Source organism: Ralstonia insidiosa (genome assembly GCF_008801405.1).
In the GTDB taxonomy this organism is placed as follows: domain Bacteria; phylum Pseudomonadota; class Gammaproteobacteria; order Burkholderiales; family Burkholderiaceae; genus Ralstonia; species Ralstonia insidiosa.
The window spans coordinates 2,065,155-2,083,834 of sequence record NZ_VZPV01000001.1 but is presented as its reverse complement, the minus strand read 5'-3'; the positions used below and the strand labels follow the sequence as shown (position 1 = coordinate 2,083,834).

Genomic DNA, 18,680 nt, shown 5'->3' with positions numbered 1-18,680 from the left:
CCTGATTTTTTGGGTCGGAACGCTTGGAAACCCTATCAAACAGCGGGTCAGTCGAGCGTATCCGCCGCTTCAGTTTCAGCGGGTGCAGCACCCTGCCCGCGCCCGTGTCCATGCTGTAATGCACGCAAGACAAAGCGCCCCGGATCCAGCGCCGCAGCAAGGTCAACTTCCAGCGGCAACGGACCGCCGTCGATTTGCGCGGCGAGCAATTCCGCACCCAAGACCGACCATGTGAGACCGCGCGAGCCGTATGCAAGTGCGGCATACAGCCCCGGCACGCGAGGCAGTTGCGCATGCGGCCCGCGCAGGCGGAAACCCGGCGCCATGGCCACCGCCTCATCGACCACCGCGCCAATCAGCGGCAAGCGGTTGGCGGACACGCAACGCACCCCGACGTACCCATGCAACTGCGCCGGGTCCAGCCGCGCCAGCGCCTGCGATTGCTGCGGCTGCATGCTCGCCAGCCGCTTCAGGTTGGCGGCGTGATCGCCGGCGCGCTCGGCCAGATCAGAATCGCCCGGCTGGAATGACGAGCCGATCCGCACGGATTGCGCATCGGGTTCCGCCGGCAACAGGTAGCCATCACCGCACACCACGGCCCTCGGCCAAGCCGCCCTCGGCTCAAGGCTGACGAGCGGCACATCCGTAAGCTGGCCGCGCACCGGCTTGAGCGACGCAGACGACAGCGGCGCCAGCCGGGCCGCATCCAAACTATTGGCAAGGATGACGACCGGCGCGCTGGCAATCACGCCACCGTGTGCGTCGAGCGCTTGCCACTGGCCGCCTGCTTCGCGCAGCGATTCGACGCGGGTGTTCCAGTGCGCATGAGTTGCGTTGGCGGCTGCGGCGAGGTTCGCTCGACAGACATCGGGCGGCGCCACCCAGCCAGCCTGCCCGAACCACCAGCCCCCCTGCGGCACGCCCGCGCCGACACGTTCAGCAGCCTGGCTGGCACTCAGCCAATCGATGTAGCCGGTGGGGTACCCGAGCGCCTGCACGACGCGCTGCTGCTCGGCGGCATCGTCCTCGTGTTCAGCGAGCTGCAGTACACCGGTGGGCTGGAAGCCGGTGGCAAAACCCGCGCGGTCGAGTGCGTCCCACTGCCGACATGCGAGCAGATTGCCAGCGCGCGACAGACGTGAGAGCACGCTGTCATCAATGGACACATGCGGATGCATGGCTGCGGCGCGGTGCGCTGATGTGCCGCGAGCGGGCCCCTCGTTCGCATCGATGAGCGTGATGCGCCAGCCGCGCGCGGCGAGGCGTTCCGCGACGGAACAACCGGCTAACCCGGCACCGAGGACGATAGCGTGGCGCTCAGACCAAACAGGCGCTTCGACCGGGCCGCGCCGCGTCTTCCAGTGCGTTGGAAACTGCGCGACGGTCATATCGCGCTTGGTGCCGAAGCCCGGTGCCTTGTGCGCCTCGAAGCCGGCTTCCTGCAGGCCGCGTCGAACAAAGCCTGCCGCTGTGTACGTTGCCAGCGTGGCGCCAGCGCGGGCGACACGCGCAAGCTGCTTGAAGACGCGCGGCTGCCAGAGGTCCGGGTTCTTGGCGGGCGAGAAGCCATCCAGATAAAACGCGTCGGCGGCGCAGGACAGTTGCGGCAGCATCTCCATCGCATCGCCAAACAGCAGCGTGAGCGTGACGCGCCCCTCATCGAAGACGAGGCGATGCACACCGGGCACGGGTACGGGCCATGACTGCCGCAACGCCTCACCCAGCGGCGCAAGCACGCCGTCTTTCGGGTGCACGACAGACAAGCCCGCCCGGTCGAACGGATGCTTTTCGATGGAAACGAAATCGAGCCGTGCGCAACGCTGCGGATCGTCACGCCACGCGGCCCACGTCGCCAGGAAATTCAGGCCTTGGCCGAAGCCGGTCTCGACAATGGTGAATGCGTTCTTGCCTTGCCATGCGCCGGGCAAAGCATTGCCGCCCAGGAAGACGTGTTGCGCCTGTGCGAGACCACCTTCGGTGCTGTGATAAACGTCGTCGTATTGCGCGGAGAACGGCGTGCCGTCCGACGTGAGCTGGGGCGTGGCGAGAACGAGGCCGCGTGGCATGGAACACCTGGGAGAGAAGCGACGGATTGTACCGCCGCCCTCCCCGCTCGCCTTGATCTGACGCAGGTGCGCGCGGCTATACGTCGGCGACCGGCAGCGTGCCCATGATGCGGCGATACCACGCGTGGAAATGCTGCATGCCGTCTTCCAATGGCGACTGGTACGGCCCGGTTTCCGACACGCCGCGTGCCATCAGTGCGCGGCGGCCAGCGTCCATGCGCTCCCCGATCTCGTCATCTTCGATGCAGGTTTCCATGTAGGCCGCGCGCTGCGCTTCCACGAACTCGCGCTCGAACGCGGCGATCTCTTCCGGGTAGTAGAACTCGACCACGTTGACGGTGTCCTGTGGCCCTTTCGGGTACAGCGTGGAGAGCACCAGCACGTGCGGATACAACTCGATCATGTGGGTCGGGAAGTACGTCACCCAGATCGCGCCGAAATCCGGTGATGTACCGGAGCGATAGTCGAGCAGCCGGTCATGCCAGGCGCCGTACACATCCGAGCCCGGCTGGCTAAGCGCCTGGTGGATGCCTACGCGCTGCATGCTGTACCAGTCTGCAAACTCCCATTCGAGGTTGTCACACGTGACGAAGTGGCCGAGGCCGGGGTGGAACGGTGCGACGTGGTAGTCCTCCAGGTAGACCTCGATGAAGGTCTTCCAGTTGTAGTTGCATTGGTGAACTTCTACGTGGTCGAGCACGTAATCACCAAAGTCGAACTCGGGCCGAGCAAACAACGGTGCCATGTCGTGCGCCGGGTCGCGCGGGCCTTCGAACAACAAGCCGTGGCAGTTGCGCAGGGTGAAGCGCTGCAGGTTCTTGCACGGCGTGCTGGTGAACTGCGGCGCGCCGATCAGTTCACCGCGATCGGTGTACGTCCAGCGGTGCAGCGGACAAACGATGTTGCCGCCTGCCGCGCCCAGGTTGCCGGTGGCATTGGCAGGGCCAGTCACGTTGCCGGCCTCCCCGCCAAGAATGAGCGCTTGCCGGTGGCGGCAGACGTTGGACATCAGTTCTACGCCGCCGGCATTGCGCACCAGTACGCGACCGCCGTCTTCCTGGGCGAGGCGGCGCCAATCGCCGGATTCGGGCACGGCTTTTTCATTGCCGATATAGCAGGCGGATTGCTTGAAGATGGTTTCGAGTTCACAAGCGAACAAGGCGTCGTCGAAGTACGCGGCGACGGGCAATTGGGTATGCGCTGGCATCACATGGGCCAGGCGTCCGACATCGGTCATCGGGGTCTCCAACACGGAGTGGCGGGCGGTTCAGTGTTCACGTTGAACCGGCATCCGCCCCATCAGGTATCGGGGGAAAAGCGCGCTACGACGCTTCGGCCAGCAAGCGGGCGATACGTGCGTCGAGCGAGAGCTTTGGGCAGGTGCTGCATTTCTCGCCGTCGCGACGGCGGAAATAGTGGCAGCAGACCTTGCGGTCAAGCGCGAGTGCGGGCGTGCCGTCACGCGCACGGTAGGCAAAGAAGCCGCAGCCGCCGGCAATGCCTAGGGCGACCAGCCACGCCTCCCCTATGGCAGTCATGTCTGCATCCGACAATGACGTATGTGGTCGCACTGCCATCAACGCGCCGAGCACGCACTCAGCTTGCAAGCGATCTGCGGCACGCTCATGCAGGGCAACCATTGGCTTGATCGCCCGGCGGACGGCATCGCAGAACGCCCGCAACTCAGCGGCAGCAGCCTCCATCCGCCCAACGAATGTGCCGCCGACCGGCGCATGCACGGGCAAGTGGAAGCCACTGGGAAAACCCGCCTTCACCGGCTGCACGAGGCCCGCCAGCCTGGGTGCCAATCCATCCAGATGCACGGCAATCACACACAGATAGATTGGCTGCCAGATCGCGAGCCCCCAACAGCGCAGGGCGAGGTAATGCGCGCCCGCCTCCGGATAGGCCTGCGCCCAGTGATCGCACAGCGCCTGCAGCGCAACGTCGTCGCCCAGGCGCAGCGCGTTGGCTGGCGATACCCCACCCTGCTCGCCGCGCAGGCTGGGAATGACACGTTGCGCCAACCGCAGTGCGTGGGCGAGATCCGGGTTCGGTGTCGGCGCCGAGCGCCAGGCTTGCGGCAACGCGAAGCCCGACCCCGAGGCGTCTTCAACGAAGGCGCGCATGCCGTCTGTCATGCCGCCGCTTCCACCGCGTCTGTTGCTTCGGCGTGCACGGCAGGTGCCGCACGACGGAACCTGGCGATGGGGTTGACCAGATTGCCTGCGATCTTCAGGCTCGATGCCGGGTCGGCCAGGTTAACCATCTGCACGTTGTTGCCGAGCTGCAAGCGGTTCAGGCACGAGTGCAGGAACTCGGGCACGAACATGTCGTAGTGCGCGTATTTGGCGGCGTGCTCCGGATGGGCGTCCTGATAGTCGTAGACGCAATCGGCCACGGCGCCCCAGAACTGGTCTTCGGTGCAGCAAGCGTTCTCCACCAGCACGTGGTTGATGTGGCGCAGGACGCCATCGAACACGTCGATGAAGATGCCGAGCAGCTTGAAGTTGTCCGGTACCTCCACCGCCAGGCGCTGCACACGCTCGGGCAGCCATTCGCGTGCCTTGATGTCGAGGATGGCGCATTCCTCGGCAATGTCTTTCATGATGGCGCGCACGGGCACGTGGTTGTCCATCACGAGGATGAGGTTCTCGCCGTGCGGCATGAAAGTCAGCTCGTAAGCGTAGAAGCAATGCAGCAGCGGCGTGAGATACACCTGCAGGTACTGGCGCACCCACGTGAGCGCCGGCAGGCCCGAGCGGCGGATCAACTCAGGCATCAGCGCATGGCCGTCCTTGTCGACATGCAGCAGCGCCGCCATCGTCATCAGGCGCTCGCCCGGCTTGAGAAGCGGCAGCGGGTTCTCGCGCCACAGCGCCGAGAACTGCTTCTTGTACGGCGTATCCACCGGAATGGCCGCCTCGTAGTAGAAGTTGCGGAAACCGATGGCCGCCACTTCCTGCAGGATGGTGAAACCGTTCTCGCGCAGGAAGCCATCTTTCGAGACCAGTTCCTTGATGAACTCGTTGATGGCCGGCGTGCCCGACATGTAGTACGGCGAGAGCCCGCGCATAAAGCCCATGTTCAGGATCGACAGCGACGTCTTCACATAGCGCTTGGTGCGATCGCTCGTGTTGAAGAATGTGCGGATGGATTGCTGGGCGATGTAGTGGTCGGCGCTGTAGTCCAGGCAGATGATCTTGCGCTGCGCCACATAGCCCGCAAACGCGATGGACAGCTTGTTGAACCACTGCCACGGGTGCGCGGGCATGAAGTGATAGTCGGCAGAGTCCACGCCCTTTTCGGCAACCTGGCGTGTGAAATCGTCCACCGTGTCCTGGCCGAGTTCTTCGGCCAGCATTTGCGCATAGTTCAACGTGGAAAGCGTTGACGGTGTGGCGTGATCCTTGTGTACAGCCAGCCAGATCACGCGGATATCGGAACCCGCCTCGGGCGCATAGGCCTGGTAGTCGACGGAGGTGAAGCCCAGGCGCCCATTGTTGGCGACGAAACCGGGGTGCCCTTCGATCATGGCAACTTCGATGGCCTGGAAGTCGGTGGCCTCGGCCAGTTGTGCACTGCTGGGTGCATCGGCCTTCATGCGCTTGAACGCGCTGCCGAACAGCGTGCTGCTGATCTCGTCGAGGTAGATGGGCAGCAGCTCGTCACGAATACCAAGCCGCTGACGGCATTCGATGATGAATTGCAGCGCGTCGAGCGGTTGCTGGGCCCCCTCGACCAGACGGCGAATCGATTCCGGTTGGATGAACCAGTGACGCAGCGCGAGTTGCTGCGCTTCGAACTGGTAGCAAACCTTGCCGTCATCCGAAAACACCTGGTACAGCGCGAAGCCGCCAGCGGTGGCATGCAGGTACTCGGGCTCCAGGATGCGTTCGTGCGCATATTCGGCAATCGCCTTGCGCAACAGCAGTCGGTTGGCCTGCGCCCAGACTTCCGGCGTGAGGTGGGCGGCTGCCTGGGCCGGATGTTGCGAGAGCTGATTGTGGATCGTGACGTTCATGGCGAATCCTTTGGTTTAAGCAATGGCGGTGGCGCTGGTAGCTTGTTCAAAATCCTGCCGAGTGCAGAAGGCGAGACTGGCGATCTTTTCGGTAAAGGCGACGTTGCGGTCGTAGACAAAACCGGCTGCGCGGTTGATGGCGTGAATGCGTGTGTTGTTGGCGTCGGGCTCGACCACGATGCGTGCCGCGCCCAGGCGATCGAACATGAAACGCATGAGTGCGAAGAACACCGCGCGCGTGTAGCCGGCAATGTGCACATCCGATGGCCCGATGAAGATGTGCATGCCGAGGTCGCCCGGTTGTACGTCGTAGAACGTGCGGATGCGATCGTGGGCGGGGTCGTAGCACTCGGCCAGGAAGACCGGGCGACCGCCTTGCCACACGAGATACGCGGTGGCGTGGCCGGAGTCCATCAGGTTCTGATAGACCTGACCGACCTCGGCTTCCGTCTTGTCGCGCATCAGCCAGAACGAGGCGCGCTCCGGCTGAAACCAGCGGTGCAGCATCGGGATGTCTTCCGGAATGCGCAGCAGGTGGAAGGTGAAACCGTCCGCATCGGTGTAAGGCGCGCTTTCGGCATCGGCGCGGCGGTGGATGGTGTGGGCATCAGTTGGCATGGACCGGCGCCTCCAGGTTGGCGGGTGCCTCTGCCCTGCCCGAGTCATCTGCATGGCCGGCGCTGGGCACATTCAAGATCAGCCGATCGAGCACCGCCGTCAGCACAAAGCCCCCAGCGGCCAGCAAGAACGGCAGATGCAGCCCGTAGCGATTGACGATCGCCCCTGCCGCAAAAGAAGACAGCAGCACCCCCATGTTCTGGAAGAAATTGGTGATGCTGTAGTCGTGCGCATAGCGCTGCGGCGTAGAAAGCCGGAACAGGTTCACCTCCAGCTTCACGATGATCTGGAACAGCGCCCAGCCGTACAGCACGCGCCCGAGCACGATCAACATCGGGTTGGGCGCCGCATGCAGCAGCAGGCCCACCATGCCCAGCAACAGGTTGCCCACGGTGTGATCCGGCAACTGACCGCCACGCGCACGAATACGGGCATGCAACCGCAGCGCCACGATGGCGACCACGCCCGGAATGGCAAACGCCATGCCCGAGACGAACTCGCTGTCGAGCCCCGACACTTGCTGCCAGTACACCGAGAAGAACGGGCGGATGAGGTACGCGCTGAAGTCGAACACCAGCATCACCAGTGCAAGGCGCAGGATCGGCAGGCGGTCGCGCCAGCCGGTGCGCGGCACGCGTGCGGCTTCAGCGGCAGCCGCCTCGGCATGCTCGCCCGAGTTGACGCGCACGATCTTGCCGCTGCGGATCAGGTGCATGCACACACCCATCTGGAAGAAATCGCCCGCCGCCATGGCGACGATGCTGGCGCGCGGCCCCCATGTCTGCAGCACAAGACCGCCCACCACCGCCCCGAAGATGGCGCCAAAGTGCACCACCACCGAGAGGGTGCCCACCGTGGCCGCGTGCTGCGCCTTGGGCGTGAGCCGCATCATGTACGGATACATCAGCAGGTAGCTGCTCTTGCACATGAACATCAGCATCGACAGCACCCAGTACGTCACCACGTTCGGCGCCCAGTCACTGAGCAGGCTGAAGGTGCCGGCTGCGAACTGCGTGTAGACCAGCAGGTACAGCGGCTCCACGCGCTTGGCCACACGTGCCCAGAGGGGCAACGTGCACATGACGGTAATCGAGATGGCGGCCACATACGCCCCTACGTGCACGGGGCTGTCCAGCCCATAGCGCGACGCGAAGAACTGCGGATAGAACGGGATCAGGATCGCATCGCTGATGACGGCAAACACCGTCATCAGGATGATGGTGTTGCGCAGCGTCATACGGCTTCCTCGATGGGCTCCTTCACGCGCTCGGTGATGCTCCGCTCAGCCGCCAGCGGGATGAACTCCGGTGTGGCCGGAATCGCAAAATCCTGGATGGCCACACGCGGCTCGATTTTGTAGTGCTCAACGCCGGTCAGCTCTCGGATGATGTAGGAGTTGCGATAGCAGCTCATGCCAATGTCCTGATTGGTCACGCCGTGCGTGTGCAGGCCCGCGTTCTGCACGTAGACCTCGCTGCCATTGACGTCTGCCGCGTAGTTGCGGGAGAGCTGGTAGCGGCCCTTGGCATCCCAGCGCAGACGGTGGCGGATGCCATCAAGGAACGCCGGGATGTTCTGCTCGTAACCCGTGGCGAGCACCAGCCCTTCTGTGCGATGGGCATAGCGCGCACCGCTGTCGACCTGCTGGAACTCGATCTCGTAAGTGCCGGTGGCGGCGTCGTGGCGGCACGCCTGCAGCTCGCAATTGGTGATCAGGTGCGTGCGCAATTCGCCCACCTTGCGCTTGTCGTCGAGCAGGTCGTAGATCTGGTTGATCAGGCTGGTGTTCACGCCCTTGTACAGGCTGTCCTGCGCACGAACGATGGCATCTTTGCGGCCGTCGGGCAGGCTGTAGAAGTGGTCGATGTAGTCCGGCGAGAACATCTCCAGCGTGAGCTTGGTGGTCTCCATCGGGAAGAAGCGCGGAGAACGTGTGATCCAGACGAGGCGGTAGTCGTGCTTGTCGCTCTCCTTGAGCAGGTCGTAGTAGACCTCTGCCGCGCTTTGCCCGCTGCCGACGATGGTGATGGAGCGTTTCTCGTGCAGCGATTCACGCACGTCGATGTAATCCGCGGTGTGCAGATAGCGGTGGCCATCGCGCCGCACGCACGCCGGGAACGACGGCGACGACCCCACGCCCAGCACCAGCTTGCGTGCACGGAGGACGAACGGCTCGCACTCCGCGCCGCGAAAGCCCGAGACCACGTAGCAGCCACGCTGCGCGTCATAGGCCAGCGCCTGCACGTCGTGGTGGAAGCGCGCACAGGTGAGCTGCGCGACGACCCACTTGCAATAGCGGTTGTACTCCGCCCGGCTCAGGTAGAAGTTCTCGCGGAAGTAATACGAATAGATCTTGCCTTCCTGCTTGCAGTAATTCAGGAAGCTGAAGCGGCTTTTTGGATCCGCCAAACTGACAAGATCCGCCAGGAATGGATTCTGCAATGTGGTGTTATCAATCAGCATACCAGGATGCCAATTGAATTCCGGCGCCCGCTCCAGAAATAACCCATTCAAATCGGCAATGGGTTCCGCCAGACAAGACAGGCTTAAATTAAACGGACCCAACCCAATGGCAATAAAGTCATGAACTTCTGATTCCATCACGTTTGAACCTCCTGATTTACAAAAGCGATGACAACAAGACTCCAGCCGAGCGAACGTGCACACGTTTCCCGTTGGCTGGCGGCATCAGGCCGCGCCTAGACTAGGTAAATTCAGGTGGGGAGCAGATCACGACCGATGCGTGCCGGCCGCTGAAGGATCATGGAATATCGCGGATGCGATATCAGGATAGATGCTGACTCGCCCGACGACTTCAATAAAAAGCCGCCGGGCAACAAGCTAAGTCACAATACTACACAAGCAGGATGATGATTGCGTGAATAAATCTTAATTACCATTGATACGAAATGGTTGCCATTGCGCTGCGCGCATCACCCCAATAGCAGTAGTTGCTGTTCATGCAAGATGCCACATACGCTTTATTAAAGAGATTCTTTGCCGACAACTGCAACTTTGCACCCTTGAGCGATGGGTCCCAGCGCGCGAGATCGATACGCAGCATCAAATCGACCAGTGTGTACGGCGGCACCTTGAAGCTGTTGGCGCTGTCGCCATAGCTCGTGCCAACGTAGCGCACCCCCACACCCGCCGTGTAGCCGGGCATGAAGGTCCAATCGCCCCACACCGATGCCATATGGCGCGGCGCCTGGTACGGCGTGTTGCCCACGAAGCCTTCGGTGGACTCGACAAACTTCATGTCGGTGAACGTGTAGTTGGCCAGCAGCGAAACGTTATCCGTGATCTGTGAACGCGCCTCCAGTTCCAGCCCGCGCGTACGCACCTTGCCAGTGGGCACGTAGTAGACCTGGGCAGATGGCCGGTTGGCGATGTTCTCCTGTTCCAGGTTGAACACGGCGGCCGACAGCATCGTGCTCGAGCCCTTAGGCTGATAACGCACACCCGCCTCGAACTGCTTGGCCGTGGCCGGTTGCAGCAGATTGCCCCGCTGGTCCGTCCGGATGCTCGGGTTGAAGCCATCGGCATAGCTGAAGTACGGGGCGATACCGTTGTCGAACAGGTAGACCACGCCCGCACGCTTGGTGAACTTCGAGCCGCTCCACTCTGACGGGGTGCCCGTGCCATACAGGTTGGATGCCTTGGCGTGGTCTTCACGCACGCCCAGTGTGAAGCGCCAGCGGTCGATGGCGATCTGGTCCTGCAAGTACACGCCGGTCTGCTCCAGCCAGCGGTCTATCGGCGTCGCCGTCACACCCGTCAGACCCGGATTGCCATAGACCGGGTTGAATGCGTTGATCGGGTCTGCACTGCCGGATTCCCAAAAGCCATCGACGTGGCGCTTCTGGTAATCCAGGCCAACCAGCAGCGTGTGTTTGACGGGGCCGGTTGTGAACTTGCCTTCGAGCTGGTTATCGACCGTGTAGGCGTGCGTGGCCTCCTTGGCGCCAGCGTAATAGCGCGTGAGGTTGTTCGCATCGGCCCAGCCGTAGCCGTAGATCTGGCGCATGCGCACGTCACCGTAGATGTATCGGAAGTTCTGGCGCGCCGTCCACGCGTCATTGAACATGTGCTCGAACTGGTAACCCAGCATGCGCTGGGTGCGGCGGAATTTTTCGACTGTCGGGTCGCCGTCGAAGAAGTAGCGCGAGATGGTGCGGCCGTTGTGCGGGAACAGGCTGCCCTCCGCCGGCACGCCGCTGTTGAAGCTGCCTTCCGGATCTTGCTGCAGATAGGCCTGCAGCAACAGGTGCGTGTTCGGCGTGAAGTTGATGGCCAACGACGGCGCGATGGCAAAGCGCTCTTCCCGCACGTGCTGGAACTGAGAATCCATGCCGCGTCCCAAGCCTGTCACGCGGAAGGCCATCACGCCGTTCTGATCCACTGGGCCAGAGATGTCGAATGCCCCTTCAACACGGTTGCGGTTGCCCACCGTCAACTCGACTTCGTGATACGGCTGGAACAGCGGCTTCTTGCTGACGAGTGACACGACGCCCCCTGGCGAAGCGCGCCCGAACAACACCGAACCCGGCCCCTTGAGCACGTCAATGCGCTGCAGGAAATACGGATCGATCTGGAACGAGCTGTAGCTGCCCTGATCGCCCTGAAGGCTCAGGCCATCAAGCAGCGCGTTGTTGACGCTGGCGTCATTGAAGCCGCGCAGCGCAACGTAGTCATAGCGGTTGGCTGCCCCGACCAGCCCAGTGAACGCGCCCGTCGTGTAGTTGAGCGCTTCCGACAAGCCGCGCGGCCGCTGGTCTTCCAGCTGCTGTTGCGTGATCACCGAGATCGACTGCGGCGTCTCGATGATCGGCGTATCGGTCTTGGTGCCTGCCGAGCTTTGCTTGGCAACAAAGCCCTTGCCGGGGCTCTGCGCTGTCTCGCCGCGGCCGACGACGGTCGCGGTGGGCAGCGTGGCATTCACCTCGGCGGTGGTACTCTGCGCCATCACTTGCGCGGGTAGCGCTGCCCCCAGCAGCACTACGCAAGTCAGCCGTGCAGCAAGCGCCAACGGGCGCAGCGTCGGGCCGGAAATCGGGCAAGTCGTTTCAGATGGAAAAACTGTTGTTGTGTTGATGTGCTTTGGCATGGTGTGTTGGAAGATGCGTGTGATTTCCACACCCATCGACGATCCACACGGCAAAAGCGGAACTCGATCTGGAACTTTTTTTCGATCAGGCCCTCATGCACGTCGAACAACGCTCAACCGCTTGCACGAGGTACTTGCGCACCATGCGCGTTGATTTGCCAAGCTGCTCGGCAATGCACGCATGGGACTGCCCTTCGATGTAGCGCAGGCGAACGGCTTCGCGCGCGCTGGGCGACAGCGTTTCCAGCATCGTGCTCGTGTGCTGCAGCGTCTGCGCCTGTGCCATGCGCTGCTCGGGCGACGGTGCATGACCAAACTGCTCGCATCGCAACGTCAGCTCATCCAGGCAGGCACACTCGACACGCCGCCGGCGCGCACGATCGATCATCAGATGCTTGGCGGTGGTGGTCAGGTAAGCACGCGGCTCGCGCACCTCGCTCAACGCATCCGGCACGGCCAGTACGCGCATGAACGTGTCGTGCAGCACATCCGCCGCCTCCTCCGGGCACGCGAGCTTCCTGCGCAGCCAGGCGAACAGCCAATCGCTGTGACACACGTAAAGCGCGTCGATGTCGTGCAGCGGATTGGGCTGAACGGCCGGCATGCGGGCTCCCGGAAATGGACCGGACGCGCGCACGCAACCACGTACACATGGCGCCCATACAAATGAGAATCATTCTCATTGTAGGGGTCGAACAACCCTGTTCGCAAACGGGGATTCGAAAGGGAGTACTAAGAATGGGCGCGCGGCGGCAAGACGCCCTTAAGCCGCATCGTCCGTTGAGCGATGCCGCCACGCCATCAAGGCAACGGCCAGGGCGGCCAGCGACAGGCCGATTGCCAGCCCGGTCATACGGCCGGAGCGGCGCGCTTCATCGGCCTGCTCGCGCGCCTCGATGGCCTGGCGCACGGTTTCCCAGAAGGCCTCGCGGTGCTCGTTCTCGTCAAAGATGGACATGGCACGCTTCCCGGTTGTCTGCACAGTGCTTTGTGCTGCTTGCCTTGTCATCGTAGGGAACGTGCGGCAGGCGCGCCACCGCACGTTTCGCGTAGGCGCCTGCGTTCAGGCCGCGGCAACAGGTTTGCCGACCGGTGAAGCCGGTGCGCCGGGGGCACCAATACATGCATCGGCGTCACCCTGCCCCAAGTCCATCGCATCCGCGCGCTCGGCAGTGGACAGCTCGTCTGCGCGATAGCCCGTGCGGTTGAGCAGCACCAGCGTGCACGCCAGCGACACCAGCGCATACAGCGCCGACGACGCGGCCACGCCCACGATGTTGCCGGTGCTGTTGAGCATCCACTGCGCAAACACCGGCGTGCCGCCACCCACCACCAGCGAGCACAGTTGATACGCCAGCGACAGCCCCGTGTAGCGGATGCGCGTCGGGAACACGCGCGCCAGAATGCCGCCAATGGCGCCGTAGAACATCGAATGCGGAATCGTCGCCAGGCACATGCCCACCAACGCAATCCAGACCACCTTGGTCTCGATGGCGAAGAACATCACCGGCATGAGCAGAAACTCGGGCAGCACCATCAGGCAGATCGCGCGGCGCATGTCCATGCGCGAGACCAGCCACGCGCCCAGCGGCTGCGTGATGAACTGCACCACCAGCGCAATCGCGATGATGCCGAGGAAGGTGTCCTGCGCGTAGCCGAGTTCCTTCGTGGCCCACGCCAGCGCAAAGTTGCTCTTCAGGTACGTCACGTGGATGAGCGGCAGCGTGCCCGCGCCCAGCAGCACCAGGCCCCAGTGGTCACGCACCACATCCTTGAGCGGCAGCTTGACGGTCTTCTTCTGCGCCAGCACGCGCTTCATGTCGTCGGACTCTTCCAGCTTCAGGCGGATGACCATGCCCACGATCACCAGCAGCGCCGACAGCAGGAACGGCACGCGCCAGCCCCACAACATGAACTGCGGTGTTGGCAGCGCGCTCAGCGCAAAGAACACCACCGTTGCCAGCAGGTTGCCTGTGGGCGAGCCCTGCTGCGCAAACGCGGAGTACAGAATGCTCTTGCGCTTGGGCGCGCTCTCGCTGGCGATCAGGACCGCACCGCCCCACTCGCCGCCCACGGCCACGCCCTGAATCACGCGCAGCACCACCAGCCCCACCGGCGCCCACAGGCCGATCTGCGCATAGCTCGGCAGCAGGCCGATACCCATCGTCGCGAGCCCCATCAGGATGAGCGTGATGATGAGCGTAGTCTTGCGGCCGATCTTGTCGCCCAGGTGGCCGAAGATGATGCCGCCGATGGGCCGCGCGGCAAAGCCAGCCCACAGCGTGACGAACGACAGCAGCGTGGCGATGCCCGGGTCCAGCGTCTTGGAGAAGAACACCTTGCCGAAGACCAGCGCGGCGGCAAGGCCGTAGATGTAGAAGTCGTACCACTCGATGGTGGTGCCGATAAACGCGGCAACCGCGGCACGGCGCGGCTGCAGGTTTGCGGCCTGGGGCGCGGACTGGTGAGGCATGTTGGTCTCCTTCGTGGTACTGCCGGTTCGGTGCGGCCTCTGTCGGGCCGTCTGCCGTGTTGTGGTGAAGCTGCCTTAGTTCATTTCAGAACGCCTGCCTCAAACAGGCGCTGCCGGGTTTCCGTGTCGATGCCGAGCGAAGCCAGCACGGCATCGGTATCGGCACCGAGCGCAGGCGGCGCATTGCGATACGTGGCCGGCGAGCGCGACAGCTTGATCGGCGAGCCCGTGCCACGGTAATCACCCAGCTCGACCACCATCTGCCGATGCAGCGTGTGCGGATGGCGCGCCACCACGTCGACGCTCAGCACCGGCCCGCATGGCACACCACCCTGGATCAGGTCTTGCGCGAGCGTCTCGCAATCGAAGCGCGCCAGCTGTGCCTCCAGCGCCTGCTTGAGCTCCGGGCGATGCGCGCAACGGCTGCGGTTGTCGGCAAAGCGAGCATCTTCCACCAACTCGGGCACACCGATGTGCGCGCACAGCTTGGCGAACTGACGGTCATTGCCCACCGCCAGAAAGATGGGCGTGGTGCCAGTCTGGTAGCTGTCGTACGGCGTGATGTTCGGGTGCGCATTGCCACTGCGCTGCGGCACCTTGCCCGAGCCGAAGTAGTTGGGCAGATGCGGATGCAGCAGCGACACGCCGCAGTCATACAACGCAATGTCGATCGACTGCCCGCGCCCACTCTTCTCTCGCTCGGCCAGTGCCAGCAGGATGCCGGCCAGCGCGTTGAGCCCCGTCACCATGTCGACGATCGGCAGGCCGACACGCATCGGGCCGCCATCGCGCTCGCCGTTGACGCTCATGAGGCCGGCCATGGCCTGGATGGCAGCGTCGTAACCAGGCAACCCACCCAGGGGGCCGTCGGGGCCGAAGCCGGAGACCGCGCAGTGGATCAAGCGAGGAAAACGTGGCTGCAGATCGCGCTCGAAATCCATGCCCCAACGCGCCAGCGTGCCGGGCTTGAAGTTCTCGACCAGCACATCGGCGTCTTCCAGCAGTTGCCAGAGCACCGCGCGGCCTTCGTCGCGCGACAGGTCGACCGAGATGCCGAGCTTGTTGCGATTGACGCCGTTGAAGTACCAGGCGGTGTCGCTCTCATCGAACGGCGGGCCCCAGGTGCGGGTTTCGTCGCCGACGGGGGGTTCGAGCTTGATGACCTGTGCGCCGTGGTCGGCCAGCGCTTGCGTGCAATACGGGCCGCCGAGCACGCGGCTCAGGTCGATGACTTTCAGGCCGTGCAGTGCGCCATTGACCGCGCTCATTGCGCATCTCCGGCCGGCAGCGCCTGCGTGGCCAGCGCGAGCGAAACCTCACGCTGCTTGACGAGCGCCTCGAACAGCGGAGCATCGTCGCTCTCGGGCAAGGCCAGCGGATCGACCGGCAGCAGCTTGTGCCGCAGCACCAGATGTGCAAGCGCCAGACGCCGATGATCCGGCGCCAGACACACGCCTTCCAACGCCATGAAGATCGCCGTGGTGATGTGGTACAGCGCGGAACCGGCCTGCCGCACAAGTTCGTCGCTGCCCTCTTCGGCCACCTTGGCGATGGTGCGGCAGACGCGGTCGAGCGTGGCACGCAGCAGCGCGTCGCTCTGCGTCGGCAGCGTGACACCGTCGAGCAGGCCGAGCAGGTACGCACGCAGTGGCTCCAGCGCGCCTTCACGCTTCACGGCGCGAGCGATGTCGAGCGCGACGATGTTGCTCGTGCCCTCCCAGATCGAGCCGAGATGCGAATCCCGCACGAGGCGCGCATCGCTCCATTCTTCGATGTAGCCGGTGCCGCCACGCACCTCCATCGCATCTCCGGTCACGCGGCGCGCATCGCGGCAGGCGCGGAACTTGATCAGTGGCGTCAGGATGCGCACGCACTTGGCAGCCTGTTCGTCGCCGGCATCGGCCAGCGGCAGCAGCTGCGCGATCTGCATGAACATCGAGCGTGCCTGCTCGGTCGGCAGCAGCATCTTCAGGAGCTGACGCTGCATCAACGGCATGTCGATCAGCTTGCGGCCGAAGGCTTCACGGTTGCGCGCAATGTGCAGAGCCTCGGTGGTGGCGCGGCGCATCAGGCCAGCGGCACGTACACCGTTCGACAGGCGTGACATGTTGATCATGTCGGCCATCTGATGGAAGCCGCGACCGATCTCGCCGATCAGGTGGGCGGTGGCGCCTTCCAGCACGATCTCACCACTGGCCATCGAGCGGGTGCCGAGCTTGTCTTTCAGGCGGATGATCCGGTAGTTGTTGCGTGCGCCGTCCTGCAGCGTTTTGGGCAGCAGGAAGAGCGCCAGGCCGTTGATACCCGACGGCGCACCGTCCGGACGAGCCAACACCATGGCGAGATCCGCATCGGCGTTGGAGCAGAACCACTTGTCGCCATAAAGGCGCCACGTTTGCGTGCCGTCGGGTGCGGTTTCCAGCGCGGCGCGCGTGGCGATGCGAGCGACGTCCGAGCCGGCGGCCTGCTCGGTCATGAACATCGCGCCCTGGTACAGCACATCAAAGTCGCGCGAAGCCAGCATCGGTAGATAGCGCGCCACCAGTGCCGGATCACCAAACTTGCGAAGCGTGCGCGTGAGCGAATCCGTCATGCTGACGGGGCAGCACAGGCCGAATTCGGCCTGCACAAACAGATACGTGAGCGCGTATTTGACCAGCGGCGGCGGCGCGCTGCCGACATGGCTCATCGATGCAAGACCGAGTTCTGCATACGCCACACGTTCCAGTGCGACGTAATCGGGGTGCTTGTCGATGCTCTGCAGCGCCTCGCCGCGGCGGGTGCGGTGGCGCAGTTGCGGCGGGTTGTGATCGGCGCTGGTGGCCCAGGCATCGAGCTCGTCCGAAGCGCGCAGGCCCAACGACTTGAGCTGCGGCTCCAGCGCGCGGTATTGCGCGTCACCCAGGTACAGCTGCAGCAGGCGCCCGAGATCCGGATCGACGTGGAAGAAGTTGATGCCCCGGCTGTCGGGAATGTTCTGGTGGCCAACGGGCTGGCCAATGATTGGTTCGCGGGCGATGTCGTTCATGCGGGTGGCCTCGCTGTCTCCTGTGTTGTCCGGCCAGCATAGGAACACCATCGATAATCGTCCAATACAGGATTTGTCCTGTACGATAAATAACCCTTATCGTTGAGTGAGGCAGACCGCCATGGACTTGAAGCAGCTGCGCTATTTCGTTGCCGTGGCGGAAGAACTGCACTTCGGGCGTGCGGCGCAGCGGCTGTTCATCTCGCAGCCGGCGCTGAGCTTCGATATCCGCAAGTTCGAGGAGCAGTTGGGCGTGCAACTGCTCGCGCGCACCAACAAGAGCGTGGCGCTTACCAACGCCGGACAGGTGCTGCTGGACGAGGCCCGCAAGCTGCTGCAGCAAGCGGCCGAGGTCGAGCGCATCACGCAGCGCTCCGCGCATGGGCTGGCTGGGCGGCTGCGCGTGGGTTTCGTCAATTCCATGCTGTATCGCGGCCTGCCCCGTGCGGTGGAACGTTTCGAGGCCGATCACCCGGCGGTGGAGATCATCCTGCGCGAGATGAACACCGGCGAGCAGGTCCAGGCCATTCAGCGCCAGCAGATCGACCTGGGCTGTGCGTACTGGGGCACCTTTCCTGCCGAAGTCGTTTCCACGCCGATCTTCTCCGAACCCTTTGTCGCGTGCCTGCCCGTCGGCCACGCGCTGGCTCGCCGCAAGAGCCTGGCACTGGATGCGCTGGCACAGGAGCCGTTCATCCTCTTCCCACGCACGGTGTCGCCGCACTATCACGACCTGATCATCGCGTTGTGCGTGGATGCCGGTTTCAGCCCGGTGATCCGCCACGAGGCGCGGCTCTGGCAGACCGTGGTGACGATGGTGGGGTTCGGGATGGGCGTGGCACTGGTGCCCAAGACACTGCAGCACGCAGGCGATGCGCGCGTCAGCTTCGTGCCGCTGGCAGGCGGCAAAAAAGAATCGCCCGTGCTGTCATTGCGACGCACAGGCGATGCGGAGCCGGTGGCAAGCCGCTTTCTCGAGTACCTGGAAGCAGCCGCGCGGGAGAATGTGAACCCCTGAACGCTCAGGGCTGGCCGGTCAGCTTGAACTTGGTCAGGCAGACATGCTTGGCAAGCTTCTCCTTGCCGATCACCACGGCATCGGTCTTGCCATAGGGGTCACCGGTCTGCACGTCCTCCTCGTCCTTGTAGCTGCCCTTCACGTACTTGGTATCGCACTGGTCGTACTTGTTGCAGACCTGGAGCTTGGTGCAGATGGTCTGGCCATCGCGCTCGTAGATGTAATACGTGGCGCCGGAGTATGGCGGGCGCGGATAGTTTTCGGTACGGACGGTAATGTCAGCGGCGTGGATGACGCCAGATGCGAGCGCAAGCGTGAGCGCTGCGAATGCCTTGTACATGGATGA

General features: G+C 63.6%; 15 protein-coding genes. 1 reads left to right on the top strand and 14 read right to left on the bottom strand.

Going from position 1 to position 18,680, the window contains the following annotated elements; all coding sequences use genetic code 11:
• Positions 1 to 47: 47 nt before the first annotated feature.
• The 13 genes from mnmC to F7R11_RS09870 form a co-directional block, all read right to left on the bottom strand.
• Positions 48 to 2,066 (bottom strand): bifunctional tRNA (5-methylaminomethyl-2-thiouridine)(34)-methyltransferase MnmC2/FAD-dependent 5-carboxymethylaminomethyl-2-thiouridine(34) oxidoreductase MnmC1, encoded by a 2,019-nt coding sequence (mnmC, locus tag F7R11_RS09930; RefSeq protein ID WP_064803146.1) that lies wholly within the window; start codon positions 2,064 to 2,066, stop codon positions 48 to 50.
• A 76-nt stretch (positions 2,067 to 2,142) separates the two neighbouring features.
• Positions 2,143 to 3,303 (bottom strand): aromatic ring-hydroxylating oxygenase subunit alpha, encoded by a 1,161-nt coding sequence (locus tag F7R11_RS09925; protein ID WP_064803144.1) that lies wholly within the window; start codon positions 3,301 to 3,303, stop codon positions 2,143 to 2,145.
• An 85-nt stretch (positions 3,304 to 3,388) separates the two neighbouring features.
• Positions 3,389 to 4,207 carry a siderophore ferric iron reductase gene (locus F7R11_RS09920; RefSeq protein ID WP_082932814.1) on the bottom strand — a complete coding sequence of 273 codons (819 nt, stop codon included), beginning with the start codon at positions 4,205 to 4,207 and terminating at the stop codon, positions 3,389 to 3,391.
• Positions 4,204 to 6,090, bottom strand: coding sequence for an IucA/IucC family protein (locus F7R11_RS09915; protein ID WP_064803142.1), 1,887 nt, complete (start codon positions 6,088 to 6,090; stop codon positions 4,204 to 4,206). The genes F7R11_RS09920 and F7R11_RS09915 overlap by 4 nt, the downstream gene beginning before the upstream one ends.
• A gap of 15 nt (positions 6,091 to 6,105) precedes the next feature.
• Positions 6,106 to 6,708 (bottom strand): GNAT family N-acetyltransferase, encoded by a 603-nt coding sequence (locus F7R11_RS09910; RefSeq protein WP_064803140.1) that lies wholly within the window; start codon positions 6,706 to 6,708, stop codon positions 6,106 to 6,108.
• Positions 6,698 to 7,945, bottom strand: a complete 1,248-nt coding sequence (locus F7R11_RS09905; RefSeq protein WP_064803137.1) for an MFS transporter — start codon at positions 7,943 to 7,945, stop codon at positions 6,698 to 6,700. The genes F7R11_RS09910 and F7R11_RS09905 overlap by 11 nt, the downstream gene beginning before the upstream one ends.
• Positions 7,942 to 9,309: a lysine N(6)-hydroxylase/L-ornithine N(5)-oxygenase family protein gene (locus F7R11_RS09900; protein ID WP_064803135.1), complete on the bottom strand. Its 1,368-nt coding sequence runs from the start codon at positions 9,307 to 9,309 to the stop codon at positions 7,942 to 7,944. The genes F7R11_RS09905 and F7R11_RS09900 overlap by 4 nt, the downstream gene beginning before the upstream one ends.
• A 292-nt stretch (positions 9,310 to 9,601) precedes the next feature.
• Positions 9,602 to 11,674, bottom strand: a complete 2,073-nt coding sequence (locus F7R11_RS09895) for a TonB-dependent siderophore receptor (RefSeq protein ID WP_231973185.1) — start codon at positions 11,672 to 11,674, stop codon at positions 9,602 to 9,604.
• 226 nt (positions 11,675 to 11,900) lie between these two features.
• On the bottom strand, positions 11,901 to 12,419 hold the full coding sequence (locus F7R11_RS09890; protein WP_064803131.1) for a sigma-70 family RNA polymerase sigma factor: 519 nt from the start codon (positions 12,417 to 12,419) through the stop codon (positions 11,901 to 11,903).
• Positions 12,420 to 12,578: 159 nt separating this feature from the next.
• Positions 12,579 to 12,773, bottom strand: coding sequence for a hypothetical protein (locus F7R11_RS09885; protein ID WP_064803129.1), 195 nt, complete (start codon positions 12,771 to 12,773; stop codon positions 12,579 to 12,581).
• 105 nt (positions 12,774 to 12,878) lie between these two features.
• Positions 12,879 to 14,288 carry an MFS transporter gene (locus F7R11_RS09880; protein ID WP_064803127.1) on the bottom strand — a complete coding sequence of 470 codons (1,410 nt, stop codon included), beginning with the start codon at positions 14,286 to 14,288 and terminating at the stop codon, positions 12,879 to 12,881.
• Between the two features lie 80 nt (positions 14,289 to 14,368).
• Positions 14,369 to 15,556: a CaiB/BaiF CoA transferase family protein gene (locus F7R11_RS09875; RefSeq protein WP_064803125.1), complete on the bottom strand. Its 1,188-nt coding sequence runs from the start codon at positions 15,554 to 15,556 to the stop codon at positions 14,369 to 14,371.
• Entirely contained in the window at positions 15,553 to 17,316 is a 1,764-nt protein-coding gene (locus F7R11_RS09870; protein ID WP_064803123.1) for an acyl-CoA dehydrogenase family protein, read from the bottom strand. The genes F7R11_RS09875 and F7R11_RS09870 overlap by 4 nt, the downstream gene beginning before the upstream one ends.
• A 121-nt stretch (positions 17,317 to 17,437) precedes the next feature.
• Here F7R11_RS09870 and F7R11_RS09865 point away from each other — a divergent pair, with 121 nt between their 5' ends.
• Positions 17,438 to 18,334 carry a LysR family transcriptional regulator gene (locus F7R11_RS09865; protein WP_064803121.1) on the top strand — a complete coding sequence of 299 codons (897 nt, stop codon included), beginning with the start codon at positions 17,438 to 17,440 and terminating at the stop codon, positions 18,332 to 18,334.
• A gap of 4 nt (positions 18,335 to 18,338) precedes the next feature.
• On the opposite strand, the gene F7R11_RS09860 is transcribed toward F7R11_RS09865, so the two are convergent.
• Positions 18,339 to 18,674 carry a hypothetical protein gene (locus F7R11_RS09860; RefSeq protein WP_048932480.1) on the bottom strand — a complete coding sequence of 112 codons (336 nt, stop codon included), beginning with the start codon at positions 18,672 to 18,674 and terminating at the stop codon, positions 18,339 to 18,341.
• Positions 18,675 to 18,680 lie beyond the last annotated feature (6 nt).

Coding starts and splice junctions, on each gene's coding strand:
- mnmC (WP_064803146.1), bottom strand. CDS start 2,066: ATGCCACGCGGCCTCGTTCTCGCCACGCCCCAGCTCACGTCGGACGGC.
- F7R11_RS09925 (WP_064803144.1), bottom strand. CDS start 3,303: ATGACCGATGTCGGACGCCTGGCCCATGTGATGCCAGCGCATACCCAA.
- F7R11_RS09920 (WP_082932814.1), bottom strand. CDS start 4,207: ATGACAGACGGCATGCGCGCCTTCGTTGAAGACGCCTCGGGGTCGGGC.
- F7R11_RS09915 (WP_064803142.1), bottom strand. CDS start 6,090: ATGAACGTCACGATCCACAATCAGCTCTCGCAACATCCGGCCCAGGCA.
- F7R11_RS09910 (WP_064803140.1), bottom strand. CDS start 6,708: ATGCCAACTGATGCCCACACCATCCACCGCCGCGCCGATGCCGAAAGC.
- F7R11_RS09905 (WP_064803137.1), bottom strand. CDS start 7,945: ATGACGCTGCGCAACACCATCATCCTGATGACGGTGTTTGCCGTCATC.
- F7R11_RS09900 (WP_064803135.1), bottom strand. CDS start 9,309: ATGGAATCAGAAGTTCATGACTTTATTGCCATTGGGTTGGGTCCGTTT.
- F7R11_RS09895 (WP_231973185.1), bottom strand. CDS start 11,674: ATGGCGCAGAGTACCACCGCCGAGGTGAATGCCACGCTGCCCACCGCG.
- F7R11_RS09890 (WP_064803131.1), bottom strand. CDS start 12,419: ATGCCGGCCGTTCAGCCCAATCCGCTGCACGACATCGACGCGCTTTAC.
- F7R11_RS09885 (WP_064803129.1), bottom strand. CDS start 12,773: ATGTCCATCTTTGACGAGAACGAGCACCGCGAGGCCTTCTGGGAAACC.
- F7R11_RS09880 (WP_064803127.1), bottom strand. CDS start 14,288: ATGCCTCACCAGTCCGCGCCCCAGGCCGCAAACCTGCAGCCGCGCCGT.
- F7R11_RS09875 (WP_064803125.1), bottom strand. CDS start 15,556: ATGAGCGCGGTCAATGGCGCACTGCACGGCCTGAAAGTCATCGACCTG.
- F7R11_RS09870 (WP_064803123.1), bottom strand. CDS start 17,316: ATGAACGACATCGCCCGCGAACCAATCATTGGCCAGCCCGTTGGCCAC.
- F7R11_RS09865 (WP_064803121.1), top strand. CDS start 17,438: ATGGACTTGAAGCAGCTGCGCTATTTCGTTGCCGTGGCGGAAGAACTG.
- F7R11_RS09860 (WP_048932480.1), bottom strand. CDS start 18,674: ATGTACAAGGCATTCGCAGCGCTCACGCTTGCGCTCGCATCTGGCGTC.